Source organism: Bradyrhizobium sp. 14AA, assembly GCF_054185205.1.
On record NZ_JAVAYM010000044.1, the window covers coordinates 1 to 15707 of the forward strand.

Consider the following 15707-nt stretch of genomic DNA (forward strand, 5'->3'; position numbering starts at 1 on the left):
GGGTCCCGCAGCGCGGCCCGCGCCCACGGCGACGCCAACGCCCACGGCTCCTGCTTCACCCGCGGCGCCAGCGGCCCGCCCCGGCTCGCCTGCGCCGGCAGCCACTCCCGCTCCGACAGCGACACCCACTCCAACGACGACACCTGCACCAACCGCAACGCCGGCTCCGGGCAGCACGCCGGGCGCACCGCCCGCTGGCCGTCCCGGCGCGCCTCCGCCCGCCGTACGTCCCGGCTCGCCTCCCGCGGCGGGATCGCCGGCCCCCGGAGCTGCGCCCGCCCCAACGGCAACGCCGGCCCCCGGCGGCACTCCGACGCCGCCGCCCGGCCGTCCGGGATCGGCGACCCCGGCTCCCGGCGCGGCCCCAGCTCCGACGGCTACGCCAACTCCTGGCCAACAGGGTGGAACGCCGCCCGCTGGCGCACCCGCTGCCGGAACTCCGGCTGCGCCGCCCCAGGCCGGCCTCCCGGCCCGGCCGACTGTCGTGCACGGCTCGCAGGCCGCAGCACCGCCGCCCGACAGGGCACAATACCAACCGCCGACGGTTACCCCGGCCTTCCAGGCCGCGCCGAGGGTCGCAGCACCGCTGCCGCCTCCGCCGCGTCCGGCGCAGCGTGACCTGACGCCGCTCGCGATCGGTGCAGGCGTGGTGGCCGGCGCCGTGATCGGTGCGACCATCGCCGACTACCGCAATCAGCGGCGGGAGGTCATCGAAGGCGGCCGCACCGTGTACACCGAGCCGGATCGCATCATCATCCGCGATCCAGGCGGGCAGGCCTACGTCCGCGGCAACGATCTCTATCGCTTCCGCTATGGCGCCCGCGACATCCGCACCGACACGGTCGGCGGCGAGACCCGCACCGTCGTGATCCGTCCCGACGGCAGCGAGGTGATCACCGTGGTCGGCCCGGACGGTTCGCTGCTGCGGCGTATCCGCAGGGACCCCGGCGGACGCGAGATCGTCATCATCGACAACAGCTACCGCGATCCGCGGTCGGTCGGCGGCTTCTATGTCGACGTGCCGCCGCCGGTCGTGAACATTCCCTACGATCGCTACATCGTCGACGCCCAGGAGGCCTCGCCGGACGTGATCTACCAGACCATGGTGGCACCGCCGGTCCAACGGATCGACCGGCGCTACACGCTCGACGAGATCCGCTACAGCCCCAATGTTCGCATGCAGATGCCGAGCATTGACCTCAACACGATCAACTTCGAGACGGGATCGTGGACCATCCCGCCGGATCAGGCGGCGAAGCTGCAGTCAATCGCCGACGGTCTCAACCGTGCGATCCAGGCCAACCCGCGCGTGGTGTTCCTGATCGAGGGTCACACCGACGCGGTCGGCAACGACGTCGACAATCTGTCATTGTCGGATCGCCGGGCGCAGTCAGCGGCTGAATTGCTGACGCAGCAGTTCAGCGTGCCCGCGGAGAACCTGACCTCGCAGGGTTACGGCGAACAGTATCTGAAGGAGCAGACGCAAGGGCCGAGCCTGATCAACCGGCGCGTGACCATCCGCAACATCACGCCGCTGCTCAATGGCGGTCAGGCCTCGCTGCCGCCGCCCCCGCCCGGCACCGCGCCGCCGCGCTGAGGCGAGATCACAAACGCAAATGGCCGGGAGCGATCCCGGCCATTTTTTTGTTTGTGTCGTCTCGTGCCCCGGACGCAGCGCAGCACGTTGCGCTGCTGAGCCGGGGCCCACAAACTATCGGCGCGATTCGATCGAGATTCTGGGTCCCGGCTCTGCGACGCACCGCTTCGCGCTGCATCGCGTCCGGGACACGAACAGCCTCACCCCTTGTCGTTCTCGAGCCGGAAGATCTGCGAGCCTTCGCTGCCCGACAGCAATCCCGTGTCGGTGTAGAGCTTCAGCTTGGTGCGCGTGTCGTTGATGTCGAGGTTGCGCATGGTGAGCTGGCCGATGCGGTCGGCCGGCGAAAAGGCGGCGTCCTCGACCTTCTCCATGCTGAGCCGCTCCGGCGCGTAGGTGAGGTTGGGGCTCTCGGTGTTGAGGATCGAATAGTCGTTGCCGCGGCGCAGCTCGAGCATCACCTCGCCGGTGACGGCACGCGCGACCCAGCGCTGCGCGGTCTCGCGCAGCATCAGGGCCTGCGAATCGAACCAGCGGCCCTGATAGAGCAGACGTCCCAGGCGCAGGCCGCTGATGCGGTACTGCTCGATGGTGTCCTCGTTGTGGATGCCGGTGACGAGGCGCTCATAGGCGATGTGCAGCAACGCCATGCCCGGCGCTTCATAGATGCCGCGGCTCTTGGCCTCGATGATGCGGTTCTCGATCTGGTCGCTCATGCCGAGGCCGTGACGGCCGCCGATGGCGTTGGCTTCGAGGAACAGCGCGACGGGATCGGAGAAGGTCTGGCCGTTCAGCGCGACCGGCTGGCCTTCCTCGAAACGCACCACGACCTTCTCGGCCTTGACGTTGCAGTCGTCCCGCCAGAACGGCACGCCCATGATCGGGTTGACGATCTTGATGCCGCTGTCGAGGCTTTCGAGATCCTTGGCCTCGTGCGTGGCGCCGAGCAGATTGCTGTCGGTCGAATACGCCTTTTCGGCGCTCATCTTGTAGGCAAAGCCCTGCGCCGTCATGAATGCCGACATCTCGGCGCGGCCGCCGAGCTCGTCGATGAACTGCTGGTCGAGCCAGGGCTTGTAGATCTTCAGGCCCGGATTGGTCAGCAGGCCGTAGCGATAGAAGCGCTCGATGTCGTTACCCTTGAAGGTCGAGCCGTCGCCCCAGATGTTGACGCCGTCCTCCTTCATCGCCGCGACCAGCATCGTGCCGGTGACGGCGCGCCCCAGAGGCGTAGTGTTGAAATAGGTGATGCCGCCGGTCGAGATGTGGAAGGCGCCGGACTGGATCGCAGCGATGCCTTCGTGAACGAGTTGCGTGCGGCAATCGACGAGGCGCGCCTTCTCGGCGCCGAACTCCATCGCCTTGCGCGGGATCTCGTTGTAGTCGGCCTCATCGGGCTGGCCGAGATTGGCGGTATAGGCGTAGCAGCGCGCGCCCTTCTGCTTCATCCAGAGCAGCGCCGCACTGGTGTCGAGGCCGCCCGAAAACGCGATGCCGACTTTCTCACCCTTGGGCAGGCTTTTCAGGATCGTGGTCATGGGGCTTCCAATCAGGGCTCAAAGGGCTGATGTCAGGACGGGTTTGACCGCGCGAATATCAAATTTCGCACGCCTCGGCACCCATTTAATGGCTCAAACGGACGGTTCAGCGCCCGTCTTGCGGCCAAACAGGCGCTGGCGGAGCCGGTAGCCGGGCCAGGCCAGCCGGGTCAGGGCGGCGTCGACCGCCTCGTCCGAGAACCGGGTTCGCGGCCAGCGGTAAATCAGCGCGTAGGCGAACCAGATCACGACGAAGCTGACGAGACCGGCGATCGCGACATCTGTGAAGAAGTGGCCGCCGAAGGCCATGCGCAGCCCGCTGGTGACGGCGCCGAACACCACCGCGCCGGCATAAGCGAGCGGCCGCCACGCCGGCGGCGCCAGCGCGGCCGGGGCCAGCGTCCAGAACGCGGTCGCGCCCTCGCCCGAGAAGAACGAGCAATTGCGCGCGCAGCCGCCGCGCGGATCCCACCACGGCACGAATTGCTGGTCGCCGGCGAACTGCGTCACCACCACTGGGCGCGGGCGACCCCAATAGGTCTTGAAGGTGAGATTGGTGAGAATGCCGGCTGACATGATGATCGTGACCAGCAGGAACACGATCGCGCGCCCCGACACCAACAAGGGACGGTCGGGTCTGATCATCTTGACCACCAGCGCCACAATCGAGGGCAACACGAAGGCCCAGGAAACCCACATCGCAGCGTCACGCGCAAAACCCGCCCAATCGTTCAGCTTGAGCGGAAAGGTCTTCGTCTGGGGATCGAAGAACAGCGACGCGAGCTTGAGATCGAGCTCGGGATAGAGGCCGAAAACGACGCCGATCACGAGCCACAGCGCCAGGGCGATGAAGAGTCCAGTCCGGTTCATGGCGCGCGGTTTAGCGGAGTGGGGCGGGGATGGAAACCCTCGCGACTGTCATTCCGGGGCGGTGCGCAGGACCAGACCCGGAAGCTCGAGATTCTCAGGTGCGCAATTGCGCGCCATAGTTCGGCTCTTCGAGCCACCCCGGAATGACCGTGCTAGCGCGCATCCGGCCGCGAATTCGACGGCAGCGGCGGGGGCGGCTTGCGCAAGGGCGGCGGAATGCGCCAGGCGCCGGCAGTGCGGCCGGCAATCAGCCAGTAGACGACACCGGCGACGATGCCCGCGCCGGTCATGATCTCGAGGTGCCGCCGCACGATACCTTCGAACTGCAAGGTGTCGGAGTGGAAGGGAACGAGGCCGAGATAGCAGGCGAGCCCGACAAGGCCACCGCCGACGGCGTAGGCCAGCGCGCTGCGAATGTAGAGCGCTTCGGTGATCGCGACGATCACCGCCGCCGGAACGAGCGCGAAGCCCGAGATGAAGATGAAGCCGAAGCCGAGCAGGATGTCGATCGCGCCCTGATCGACGGGACCGGCGCCGAGATCGGAAAATTCCGGAAACAGCAGCGCGACGACGACGATCATGCCGCCGACGAAGCAGGCGGCGAGAAAGCCGATGAAGATGACGACGAGGCGGCCGATCAGGGACATGAGACGGGCCTGTTGAATATCACCGTCATTCCGGGACGGTGCGTAGCACCGGACCCGGAATCTCGAGATTCCGGGTTCGCGCTTCGCGCGCCCCGGAATGACAGCCCATAAACATAGATGGCCGGGTCAAACCCGGCCACGACGCGCGTGGAGACCGTCGTCATCTCAATCCGTCATCGCCATGGCGCGCAGCGCCTGGCGCTCGCGGGCCGAGAGCTTTTCGGTCTCCGACTTGAGCTGGCCGCAGGCAGCGAGGATGTCGCGGCCGCGCGGGGTGCGCACCGGCGAGGAATAGCCGGCGTTGAAGATGTATTCGGAGAATTTTTCGATCTGGTCCCAGTCCGAGCATTCATAGGCGGTGCCGGGCCAGGGATTGAACGGGATCAGGTTGATCTTGGCGTGAATGCCCTTGAGCATCTTCACCAGCAGCTTTGCATCGTCGAGCGAATCGTTGACGCCCTTGAGCATCACATATTCGAAGGTGATGCGGCGCGCGTTCGAGGCGCCGGGATAGTCGCGGCAGGCCTGCAGCAGCTCCTTGATCGGGTATTTGCGGTTGAGCGGCACCAGCTCGTTGCGCAGCTCGTCGCGCACCGCATGCAGCGAGATCGCGAGCATGACGCCGATCTCCTCGCCGGCGCGCACGATGTTCGGCACCACGCCGGAGGTCGACAGGGTGATGCGGCGGCGGGAAATGCCGATGCCTTCGTTGTCGCCGACGATCAGCAGCGCATCGCGCACCGCGTCGAAATTGTAGAGCGGCTCGCCCATGCCCATCATCACGATGTTGGTGACGCGGCGCGTGCCGTCCTCGCGGTCGGCCCAGTCGTTCAGGCGATCCCGCGCGACCATGATCTGACCAACGATCTCGCCGGCGGTGAGATTGCGCACCAGCCGCTGCGTGCCGGTGTGGCAGAAGGAGCAATTCAGCGTGCAGCCGACCTGGGACGACACACACAGCGTGCCGCGATCGGTCTCGGGGATATAGACGCACTCGACTTCATGCGCCCTCTCGGCATTGTCGCCGCTCGGCAGGCGCAGCAGCCATTTGCGGGTGCCGTCGTTGGAGATCTGCTCGGCCACAACTTCGGGACGGTCGACGGTGAAGTGCTGCGCGAGCTCGCCGCGAATGCCCTTCGAGATCGAGGTCATGTCGTCGAAGCTCTGGGCGCCGCGGAAATAGAGCCAGTGCCACAGTTGCTGCACGCGCATCTTGCGCTGCGCCGGCGCGACACCGATCTCGCCGAGGCGGTCGGCAAGCTCGCTGCGCGACAGGCCGATGAGCGACGGCTTTGCCGGCGGCACATAGGTTTCGAGCGGAGTTTTCTCCACCAGGATTGCGTTGTGCGGCTCGGTCGTCGGTTGCATCTATGGACCTAATTGCTGTGGCCGTTTCGGCATGGTCCGAAGGACCAGACCTCAGGTGCGCAATTGCGCACCGGGGAACCTCGAGATTCCGGGTCGATGCTGCGCATCGCCCCCGGAACGACGGAAAAACGTGGAACCGGCCCTATATAGCAACCGGAACAGCCGATTGCGACCGTGGCTATCGCTTAGTCTTAAAGGCCTAAGCCTGCAGCCTTAACGCCGGCAGTCCTGCGCGATCTTGTCGAGCGCCTGGGCGAGGCCCTTCAGCGAGAACGTGTCGATCGTCTCCGTGCCCTTGGCCGAGACGCCCTTGACCACGAGATCGGCGGATTTGCGCATGGCTTCGACCATCCGCTCCTCCTCGGCCGCGTTCTTGATCCAGAGGCCGTCGCCCTGGGTGTACATCGCGAAGGCGGCGCCGCCGACCTCGACCGAGGATTCCGACCCCGGCTTCAGCGCGTAGCCGATCATGACCGAGACTTCGTTGTTCACCTTCTCCGCCGGCCGGGTCGAGACGAAGGCATAGGCGGGGTCACGCGGCCGATTCGGCGGATTGGTCTTCGACGACGAGGGTTTTGCCAGCGCGAAGCAGACCTTCTTGCCGTTGGGCGTCGCCGAATAGGCGCCCCAGGTGCCGAACTGGCCGATCAGGGTCGGCTCCGCGCCACCCGCAACAGCCGCAGCCGGGCTCGCTGGCTTGCTCTCGGGCTTTGCAGCGCTCTTTGCGGTCGTATTGGCCGCGGGCGCTGCCGCTTTCGGTGCGTTCTTCGGCGCCGGTTGCGCCGTCTGTGCCCGCGCGGAATCGGCGATTCCCCACGCTGCCACGCCCGTCATCAAAGCCAAAAATAGCACCCGCCACATGCTGGAGTGGTTCCCTCAATATTGTGACTGGAAGATGGCCCGGCCGCGCTTTGTCCCCGCGGCAGGGATAGCCGGGAAAGTCCAATTTGGGAAGGCAGTTAGCGCGTGGCGGCGACTAGGCCCGGGATCGCGCGGCGCGCTGGTCGGCCCATTGAGCGTCGGACCAGCCGAGCAGGTCCTCGGCACCGGAACTGCGCAAATGCGCGCCACCGTCGATCACCACCATCTCGCCATTAATGTAGCCGGCGCGGTCCGAGACCAGGAAGCTGGCGAGATCGGCCAGCTCGCCGTGCTCGCCGGTGCGCCCCATCGGATTGCGCGCGGTCCAGCCTTCGTCGCGGCCCTCGGGGCGGAGCTGCCCCGATGCACCGGCGGTCGGAAACGGCCCCGGCGCGATCGCGACGGTGCGGATGCCCTTCGGGCCCCACTCCACGGCAAGGCTCTTGGTCATCGCCAGCACCGCCGACTTCGCCATCGCTGAGGGAACAGTGAAGGCGCGGCCGGTGATGGTCGAGGTCGAGAGGATCGAGAGCACGACGCCGCCATGCTTGCCCTCGATCCAGCGCTTGCCGGCGGCGAGCGTGCAATACATCGCGCCATGCAGCGTCGGCGCCAGGATCGCATCCGCGGCACGGAAGGAGAGGTGCTCGCTCTGCGCGATGAAGGTCGCAGCCGCATTGTTGACGAGGATGTCGAGCGGCGCCTCGCGCCAGATCTGATCCATCATGTCGTCGACGGCAGCCCCGTCGCGGATGTCACACGCAATGGTGGTAACCTTGCCGCCGATCTGCCCGCGCATTTCAGCTGCCGTTGCCTCGAGCCGGTCGAGCTTGCGGCCGCAGATCACGAGTTCGGCGCCGAGCCCGAGGAAGCGCCGCCCCATCGCCGCGCCGAGGCCCGAACCACCACCAGTGATGAGGATGCGCTTGTCCCTGAGCAGGCCTGTTTCAAACATCGTTTGAATCCTTTCTCATCGAGCCGCACGACAACGAAGCAAAGACTCTCACCGCTCGTCGTCCTGGCGAAAGCCAGGACCCATTACCACAGCGAGGCGTTTGACGAAGATTATCCGTGCCGTGGCAAATGCGCAGTCCACTTCTATGCGCCTAACTTCGAGACGGGGTAATGGGTCCTGGCATTCGCCAGGACGACATCGGGGAAAGATCGGAGCGCAAGCAACAAAGAATCCGGATTGTCGGCCGTGCCTAAATCCGGCAAAACCGGACCAACTATAATTCCACTCGAAACGCTCTAGGTGCCGCCATGAAAGCCATTCTCTGCTCGCAATATTGCCAGCCTGACGATCTCGTTCTCGCTGACATACCGGATCCGGTGGCAGGCCCCGGCGAAGCGGTCATCGCGATCAAGGCGGCTGCGCTGAACTTCTTCGACATCCTGATGATCCAGGGCAAATACCAGATCAAGCCGCCGTTTCCGTTCTCGCCGGCCGCGGAAGTCGCCGGCGTGATCGAGAGCATCGGCCCCGGCGTCACTGATCTCAAAGTTGGCGATCGTGTCGTCGCGTCCTGCGGCCATAACGGCGCGCGCGAAAAGATCGCGCTGCCGGCGGCATCGATCGTGAAGATCCCCGACAATCTCGACTATGACCGCGCGGCCGGCATCATCATCATCTACGGCACCGCACTGCATGCGCTGGAAGACCGCGCCAGCCCGAAGCCCGGCGAGACGCTCGCGGTGCTGGGCGCGGCCGGCGGCACCGGCCTCGCCGCCTGCGAGCTCGGCAAGCTGATGGGCCTGAAAGTGATCGCCTGCGCCTCGTCGGACGAGAAGCTCGAATTCGCGAAGGCGCATGGCGCCGAGCTGACGCTGAACTACGGCAAGGAAGATCTGAAGGAAGGCCTGCGCAAGCTCACTGATGGCAAGGGCGTCGACATCATCTTCGATCCCGTGGGTGGCACTTACGCCGAGCAGGCGCTGCGTTCGATCGCCTGGGAAGGCCGTTTCCTGGTGATCGGCTTTGCCGCCGGTGACATTCCAAAAATGCCGCTGAACCTCGCGCTGCTGAAGGGCTGCGACATCCGCGGCGTGTTCTGGGGCGCATGGACCCGGCTCAACCCGGCCAAGAACCGCGCCAATCTCGAGAAGCTTGTGAAGTGGACTGCGGAAGGCAAGATTTCATCGCATGTCGACCGCACCTTCCCGCTGGCGCAAACGGCGGATGCGCTGAAGGTGCTCGCGGGCCGTCAGGCCATGGGCAAGGTGATCCTGCATCCGTGAGGATGTGGGCGTCGCCATCGCCATAGACACAACTGTCACCGCTCGAATCGCCGGCGTCGCTGAGGCTGCGCCGGCTTTTTCGTGCGCCATCGCCGGGTAAAGGGCCCTCAACCATTCCCGCCAAAATTGCGGTGCATTCCCCTGCCTCGCCGCAATCAAACCCAAATCTCTCCCGATTCGCGCAAACCGCCGTCGTTTTTTGGGCTGATTCAGACGGCGATTTACCGGCTCCAGTTTGCGGGGAACTTCTGGACAATAACAAAAAGACTGAAGCCGGGATTGCCCCTGCGTTGCGTTAGTTATGGGGAGCATCACCATGGAGACGACGGCGTACCGTCCGTCCGGGGAGTCGAGGGCGTTCGACTCCGACCGATCTGCATCACATCCGCCCACTGCGTCCTTTATCCGCGCGCGTGCCAAACGGGCCGATCTTCCGCAGGACGATCCAATTCCACTGTTCCTGTCCGATCCGCTCGGGGCGCCGAACCCACGCGAATATGCACCGCGCGAACTGCGCTCCCGATTTAGGATCGTCCCGCGCCTTTTCGCTGTAGTGCTGGCGACATCCGCCGTTGCGACCTTGGCCGTGTCGTTTCAGTCCGACCTGCGTAACTTCATGGCCGCCAACGCCGGCGGCGCAGCGTCCGAACAGGCCCCGGCTGCAACCACTCCAATTGCACGACAGACCCCGCTCAAGGATCCGGCCGGCGTGACCGACACGACGCTGGCGAGCGCCGACACACAGGACCTCCCTGCACCGCCGGTGCCAAGCCGCGAGGCGATAGCAACCGCCTATCAGGTTGCGCTGCAAGCGCAAGGACTGGTGCAGGCACCGGCGCCCGTCGCAGCACAACCTGCACCGCCTGAGCCGGTCAGGACGCTCGACGCCGACACGCTGGCAGGGTTGATGACGCGCGCGAAGAGCCTGTTGAGGGTCGGCGACATCGCCGCGGCGCGGCTGCTGCTCGAACGCGCGGCCAATGCGCAAGATGCGACGGCAGCACTTCTGCTGGCGCAGACCTATGATCCCACCGTGCTCGGCACCAGCGATGCGCGAAGTGTCATTGCCGACGCATCCGCCGCACGTGACTGGTACCAGCGGGCTGCATCACTCGGATCGGCGGAAGCGCGCCAGCGCCTCGTCCGGTTTCAGAACTAGAACTCTTCAGGGGACATCATGCGTAACGCTTTTGGAATGGCGCTTGCCGCCATCATGACGATCTATGCCTCCACCGCCGGCGCCGAGCAGGCCGAATACGATCCGGCCAAGGTCTCGGACAGCCTGAAGGCCATCTTCCAGTTCGGCTCGAGCTCGACCAAGCAGTCGCTGAACGCCAACACCGTCACGCTGATCACGGGCACGATCGGCGGCACCTATGTGCAATTCGGCGCCGACCTCGCCTCGGTGCTCGACGACGGCAACAAGATCCGCGTGCTGCCGATCGTTGGCCGCGGCTCGGTGCAGAGCGTCGCCGACATCCTGTTCCTGCAAGGCGTCGATCTCGGCGTCGTGCGGGCCGACACGCTCGACTATCTGGAGCGCAAGGGCTTTGCCAAGGACATCAAGAAGCAATTCACCTATGTGACGAAGCTCTACAACGAAGAGATGCAGGTGATCGCGCCGAAATCGATCGCGACGCTGAAGGATCTCGAAGGCAAGACGGTCAGCGTCGACCTGCCTAATGGCGGCACCTTCGTCACTGCCCTCACCGTGTTCGAGCGGCTCGGCATCAAGGCGAAGTTCGTCTATGTCGAGCAGCGCATCGCGATGGAAAAGCTGAAGGCCGGCGAGATCGACGCCGTCATCGTGGTCGGCGGCAAGCCGTACAAATCGGTCTCGACCTTCGGCAATGACGGCCGCTTCCATCTTGCGAAGGTCGACTATGCAAAGCCGCTCCAGAGCGACTATCTGCCGGCGACCCTGACGACCAAGGACTATCCGAACCTGATCAAGGAGGGCGAGAGCGTGGACACCATCGCGGTGCCTGCGGTGCTCGCGGCCTACAACTGGGCGCCCAACACCGAGCGCTATCGCAAGCTCGCGCTGTTCGTGGACGCGTTCTTCACCAAATTCCCCGCGCTCCAGAACACGCCTTTCCATCCCAAGTGGAAGGAGGTCTCGCTCGCGGCCCCCCTATCGGGCTGGAACAGATTGCCGGTGGCGCAGCAATGGCTCGACAAGCACGGTGTCGAGCCGGTGACACGGCAGCGATTCGAGGCGTTCCTGAAGCAGAGCCCCACGGCTGGCAACGTGTCCGACGCGGACAGGGAGACGCTGTTCAAGCAATTCCAGGCGTGGGACGCGGAGAAGGCGCGGGCGGAGGCGGGGAAGAAGTGAAAGGCGTCATTGCGAGGAGCGAAGCGACGAAGCAATCCAGACTGCCTCTGCGGAAACGTCTCTGGATTGCTTCGCTTCGCTCGCAATGACGAGCTTGAGGCAAGCGCCGTCCGCACACTCAGCCGTCATCGCCCGGCTTGACCGGGCGATCCAGTACTCCGTGACGCCGGTGATTAAATCGAGAAGCCGCGGCGTACTGGATGCCCCGGTCAAGCCGGGGCATGACAGCGGTGGATGTGGCTCAATCCGCTTCCCCCACCCCACGCTTCAGCGCGGCACGGGCGGCTTCGCGGTGCTCATTCGTGATGTGGCTGGCGACCATGCGGATGGCGGTGGCGAGCACGGCGGCATCGTCGGTGAAGCCGAGGATCGGCATGACGTCGGGGACGAAGTCGAACGGCAGGATGAAATAAGCGATCGCCCCGAGCAGCGAGGCCTGGACGTGGCGCGGCGTCTGCCGGTCGAACGCGCAGTAATAGGCCGCGAGCAGATCTTCCGCGAACGGCAGCTGCGCGGCGACACTCTTCAGCTTGCGCCAGAAGCGGCGGCGCACGCTCTCGCGATCCTCCGCGAGCCGATCGGCCGGCTCGAAGCCGACGCTGTGTTCGGCAGCCATGTTGGAAAACTCCCCGTCCCGCCGGGGCGGCAGATCGCCGCATCCGGTGCTGATCACAACATGGGGATGCGGCCGATCCCCGCAAGATCAGCCCGGCGTAAGCTTGGCCATGGCGTTCATCGCCTTGGCCAGCTCGATGTCCAGCGCGGTCACGCCGCCGGCGTCATGGGTCGACAGCACAATCTCCACCGTCTTGTAGACATTGCGCCATTCGGGGTGGTGATCCATCTTCTCGGCGACCAGCGCCGAGCGGGTCATGAAGCCGAACGCCTCGTTGAAATCCTTGAAGACAAAGGTTTTCCCGATGGCGTCCCGGCCCTGAACCTCGGTCCAGCCCGGTATCGCGCCCAGCGCCTGCTTGCGTGCTTCCGCCGTCAGCCGCTCTGCCATGATGGCCTCCGTTTTCAGGGGAACTTTACCCTAACACCGTGCTTACGCCCGGGTTCATGCGGAATTTGGTCCATCCGCTAACCATGACGGAGATGTAACCCCGCGGGACAAGAAATTTGCTACAATTGCGGGCGTAAATCGCCGGCCAAGATGAAACTGAGCCTGAAGCGTTTGTTTGGGAGATCGATGACCGGGGAATTGGACCTGGCCGGAACGCCCTCTCCGCCTTCGCCGCGATCCGCGGCGCGGAAGACGGCGCTCGTGTCTCTCGCGCTGGTGCTTGCAATCGTCGGCGCGCTCGTCGGCGGTTATTATTTCGCGATGCGGCCGGTGACGCTGAAGATCGCGGTCGGCCCCACCAACAGCGATGACGTCAAGGTCGTGCAGGCGCTCACGCAGGCATTCTCGCAGAACAAGAGCTATGTGCGGCTGCGGCCGGTCCAGACCGACGGCGCCACCGCCAGCGCCGAGGCGCTCGCAGCGGGCAAGGTCGATCTCGCCATCGTGCGCGGTGATCTCGACGTGCCGAAGAACGCGCAAGCCGTTGCGACCCTGCGCAAGAACGTCGTCGTGCTGTGGTCCGTGCCCGGCAAGGGCAAGAAGAAGGGCGCCAAGATCACCAAGATCGCGCAGCTCGCCGGCCATCGCATCGGCGTCGTCGGCCGCACCCAGGCCAACGTCAACCTGCTCAAGGTGATCCTCCAGCAATACGGCGTCGATCCCGCCAAGGTCGAGATCGTGCAATTCCCGGCCAATGAGGTTGCCGAAGCGATCAAGACGCAGAAGGTCGACATCTATCTCGCGGCCGGCCCGGTCAACAGCAAGATCACGGCGGACGCGATCGCGGCATCGGTCAGGGAGGGCGGCACGCCGACCTTCCTCGCCATCGATTCCGCCGACGCGATTGCGCAGAACCATCCGGTCTACGAATCCGCGGAGATCCCCGCCGGCACCTATGGCGGTTCACCCGATCGTCCGGACGATGAGGTCAAGACCATCAGCTTCTCGCACCACATCGTGGCGCGCAAAGGCGTGTCGGAAACCACCATCGCGGTGTTCACGCGCCAGCTTTTCGCCGTGCGCCAGCAGCTGGTGACGGAATTCCCGCTCGCGGCGAAGATCGAGACGCCCGACACCGACAAGGATGCGGTGATCCCCGTGCATCCGGGCGCGGCCGCCTTCGTCGACGGCGAGGAAAAGACCTTCCTTGACAGGTATAGCGATTACATCTGGTGGGGCCTGATGGCACTTTCGGCCATGGGATCGATCGGCGCCTGGTTCGCCGGCTACCTGAAGAAGGACGAGCGCGACAGCAACAGCCATCTGCGCGACCGCCTGCTCGACATGATCGTGGCGGCCCGCAAGAGCGAGACGACGGAAGAGCTCGACCAGATGCAGACCGAGGCTGACGACATCCTGCGCGATACGCTGCACTGCTACGACCACGGCGCGATCGACGAAGGATCGCTCACCGCCTTCAACATCGCGCTCGACCAGTTCCACGCCGCCGTCGCCGACCGAAAGACGGTGCTGCTGAGCCTGCCGCAGAACCTGCAACGCGCGGGCGCCCAATTCCGGGCCGCCGGCAACGCGTAACGCTTGCGCGCGTTATTGCTGCGTCACATTGTCTCAATATAGCGTTGGACTTCACCGTGGCGACCGCCTGGGCGGTCGTCTCACGCAATATCGAGACCGTCCCATGAACATCAAATTCTCCCGCCGCCGCTTCCTCGCCACCGGTGCCGGCGCGCTGGGCACGGTCGCGATGCCCTATCTCTCCCGCGCGGCCGACCGGCCGGTGGTGACCCACGGCGTGCAATCGGGCGATGTCACGGCCGACGGCGGCGTGGTCTGGGCACGCACCGACCGGCCCGCGCAGATGCTGGTCGACGTCGCGACGACCGAGTCATTCAAGGATGCCCGCGCGCTGCCGCCGATCGCGGCACTCCCCGAGAGCGACTTCACCGCGAAGATGCTGATCGAGAACCTGCCTGCTAGCCAGGACATCTTTTATCGCGTCCGCTTCCGCGATCTCTCGCACGGCGCGATCGAGGGCGAGGCGGTGACCGGTCGCTTCCGCACCGCGCCGGCCGATCGCCGCGACGTCAGCTTCGTCTGGGGCGGCGACGTCGCCGGCCAGGGCTGGGGTATCAATCCCGATGACGGCGGCATGTTCACCTTCTCCGCGATGCGCAAGCACCGTCCGGATTTCTTCCTGCACTCGGGCGACACCATCTACGCCGACGGCCCGATTCAATCCGAGGTGAAGCTCGCCGACGGCAAGATCTGGAAGAACGTCACGATCCCCGAGAAGGCCAAGGTCGCCGAGACGCTGGACGAGTACCGCGCCGCGCACAAATACAATCTCACCGACGAAAACCTCCGCGCCTTCAATGCCGAGGTGCCGATCTTCGTGCAGTGGGACGACCATGAGGTCACCAACAACTGGTCGCTGTCGAAGGAGCTGCCGGCCGCCTACAAGGTGCGCGACATTTCCCTGCTCGCCGCCCGCGCGGGCCGCGCCTTTCATGAGATGTATCCGATGCGCGAGAGCATCGTCGAGCCGGGCCGCGTCTATCGCCAGATCTCCTACGGCCCCCATCTCGACGTGTTCATGCTCGACGAGCGCAGCTATCGCGGTCCAAACGGCGCCAATCTCGAGACCGCTTACGGCCCGGCGAGCTACTTCCTCGGCCCGGACCAGATCGCCTGGCTCAAGCGCGGCCTGCTCAATTCGCGTGCGACCTGGAAGGTGATCGCCTCCGACATGCCGCTCAGCCTCGTCGTGTCGGACACGCCGAAGGGCGGCTCGGAGGCCTTCGCGCAGGGCGACGGCCCGGTGCGCGGCCGCGAGTTCGAGATCGCCGACATCCTGCGCTTCATCAAGATGGCGCCGATCAACAACACGGTGTGGCTGACCGCGGATGTGCACTACGCCGCCGCGCACTACTACGATCCGAACAAGGCGCAATTCCAGGATTTCGAGCCGTTCTGGGAATTCGTGTCGGGGCCGCTGCACGCCGGCACCTTTGGTCCGAACAAACTCGACAACACGTTTGGGCCCGAGGTGCGCTTCGTCAAGGCGCCGGGCAAGGACAACCAGAACCTGCCGCCGTCCGCCGGCATGCAGTTCTTCGGTCACGTCAAGATCGACGGCGCCTCCGGCCAGATGATCGTGACCTTGCGCGACCGCGCCGACGTCGCGCTATGGTCGACCACGCTCGATCCGAAGCAGGCCTGACCG

At 65.3% G+C, this 15707-nt stretch carries 14 protein-coding genes; 6 read left to right on the top strand and 8 right to left on the bottom strand.

Annotation, left to right across the window (positions count from 1 at the left end; genetic code table 11):
- The coding region (locus RAD15_RS41215) for an OmpA family protein (protein WP_458184427.1) at positions 1-1597 on the top strand (1597 nt) is incomplete at its 5' end.
- A 200-nt stretch (positions 1598-1797) separates the two neighbouring features.
- Here the strand turns inward: RAD15_RS41215 and argG are convergent.
- The 6 genes from argG to RAD15_RS41245 form a co-directional block, all read right to left on the bottom strand.
- Positions 1798-3135 (bottom strand): argininosuccinate synthase, encoded by a 1338-nt coding sequence (gene argG / locus RAD15_RS41220; protein ID WP_458184428.1) that lies wholly within the window; start codon positions 3133-3135, stop codon positions 1798-1800.
- Positions 3136-3228: 93 nt separating this feature from the next.
- A complete protein-coding gene (locus RAD15_RS41225) occupies positions 3229-4005 on the bottom strand; it encodes a phosphatase PAP2 family protein (protein ID WP_458184430.1) in 777 nt (258 codons plus the stop codon).
- A 152-nt stretch (positions 4006-4157) separates the two neighbouring features.
- Complete coding sequence (locus RAD15_RS41230; protein WP_458184431.1) at positions 4158-4652, bottom strand: hypothetical protein; 495 nt, start codon at positions 4650-4652, stop codon at positions 4158-4160.
- A gap of 165 nt (positions 4653-4817) precedes the next feature.
- Complete coding sequence (gene rlmN / locus RAD15_RS41235) at positions 4818-6020, bottom strand: 23S rRNA (adenine(2503)-C(2))-methyltransferase RlmN (RefSeq protein WP_458184432.1); 1203 nt, start codon at positions 6018-6020, stop codon at positions 4818-4820.
- Between the two features lie 213 nt (positions 6021-6233).
- Positions 6234-6881 (bottom strand): invasion associated locus B family protein, encoded by a 648-nt coding sequence (locus RAD15_RS41240; protein WP_458184433.1) that lies wholly within the window; start codon positions 6879-6881, stop codon positions 6234-6236.
- 115 nt (positions 6882-6996) lie between these two features.
- Entirely contained in the window at positions 6997-7836 is an 840-nt protein-coding gene (locus RAD15_RS41245; RefSeq protein ID WP_458184434.1) for an SDR family oxidoreductase, read from the bottom strand.
- Positions 7837-8144: 308 nt separating this feature from the next.
- Here RAD15_RS41245 and RAD15_RS41250 point away from each other — a divergent pair, with 308 nt between their 5' ends.
- From RAD15_RS41250 to RAD15_RS41260, 3 genes are all read left to right on the top strand, one after another.
- On the top strand, positions 8145-9119 hold the full coding sequence (locus RAD15_RS41250; protein WP_458184435.1) for an NADPH:quinone oxidoreductase family protein: 975 nt from the start codon (positions 8145-8147) through the stop codon (positions 9117-9119).
- 586 nt (positions 9120-9705) lie between these two features.
- Complete coding sequence (locus tag RAD15_RS41255; RefSeq protein ID WP_458184436.1) at positions 9706-10278, top strand: hypothetical protein; 573 nt, start codon at positions 9706-9708, stop codon at positions 10276-10278.
- A gap of 18 nt (positions 10279-10296) precedes the next feature.
- Positions 10297-11457: a TAXI family TRAP transporter solute-binding subunit gene (locus tag RAD15_RS41260; RefSeq protein WP_458184437.1), complete on the top strand. Its 1161-nt coding sequence runs from the start codon at positions 10297-10299 to the stop codon at positions 11455-11457.
- Between the two features lie 241 nt (positions 11458-11698).
- Here RAD15_RS41260 and RAD15_RS41265 read toward each other — a convergent pair whose 3' ends face one another.
- Together RAD15_RS41265 and RAD15_RS41270 are read right to left on the bottom strand one after the other, a co-directional pair.
- Positions 11699-12073, bottom strand: coding sequence for a YkvA family protein (locus tag RAD15_RS41265; RefSeq protein ID WP_458184438.1), 375 nt, complete (start codon positions 12071-12073; stop codon positions 11699-11701).
- A gap of 87 nt (positions 12074-12160) precedes the next feature.
- Complete coding sequence (locus RAD15_RS41270; RefSeq protein WP_458184439.1) at positions 12161-12463, bottom strand: 4a-hydroxytetrahydrobiopterin dehydratase; 303 nt, start codon at positions 12461-12463, stop codon at positions 12161-12163.
- Positions 12464-12613: 150 nt separating this feature from the next.
- Between RAD15_RS41270 and RAD15_RS41275 the strand changes: the two genes are divergently transcribed.
- Positions 12614-14059, top strand: a complete 1446-nt coding sequence (locus tag RAD15_RS41275; RefSeq protein ID WP_458184440.1) for a TAXI family TRAP transporter solute-binding subunit — start codon at positions 12614-12616, stop codon at positions 14057-14059.
- A gap of 103 nt (positions 14060-14162) precedes the next feature.
- Positions 14163-15704, top strand: coding sequence for an alkaline phosphatase D family protein (locus RAD15_RS41280; RefSeq protein WP_458184441.1), 1542 nt, complete (start codon positions 14163-14165; stop codon positions 15702-15704).
- The last annotated feature ends 3 nt before the right edge of the window (positions 15705-15707 follow it).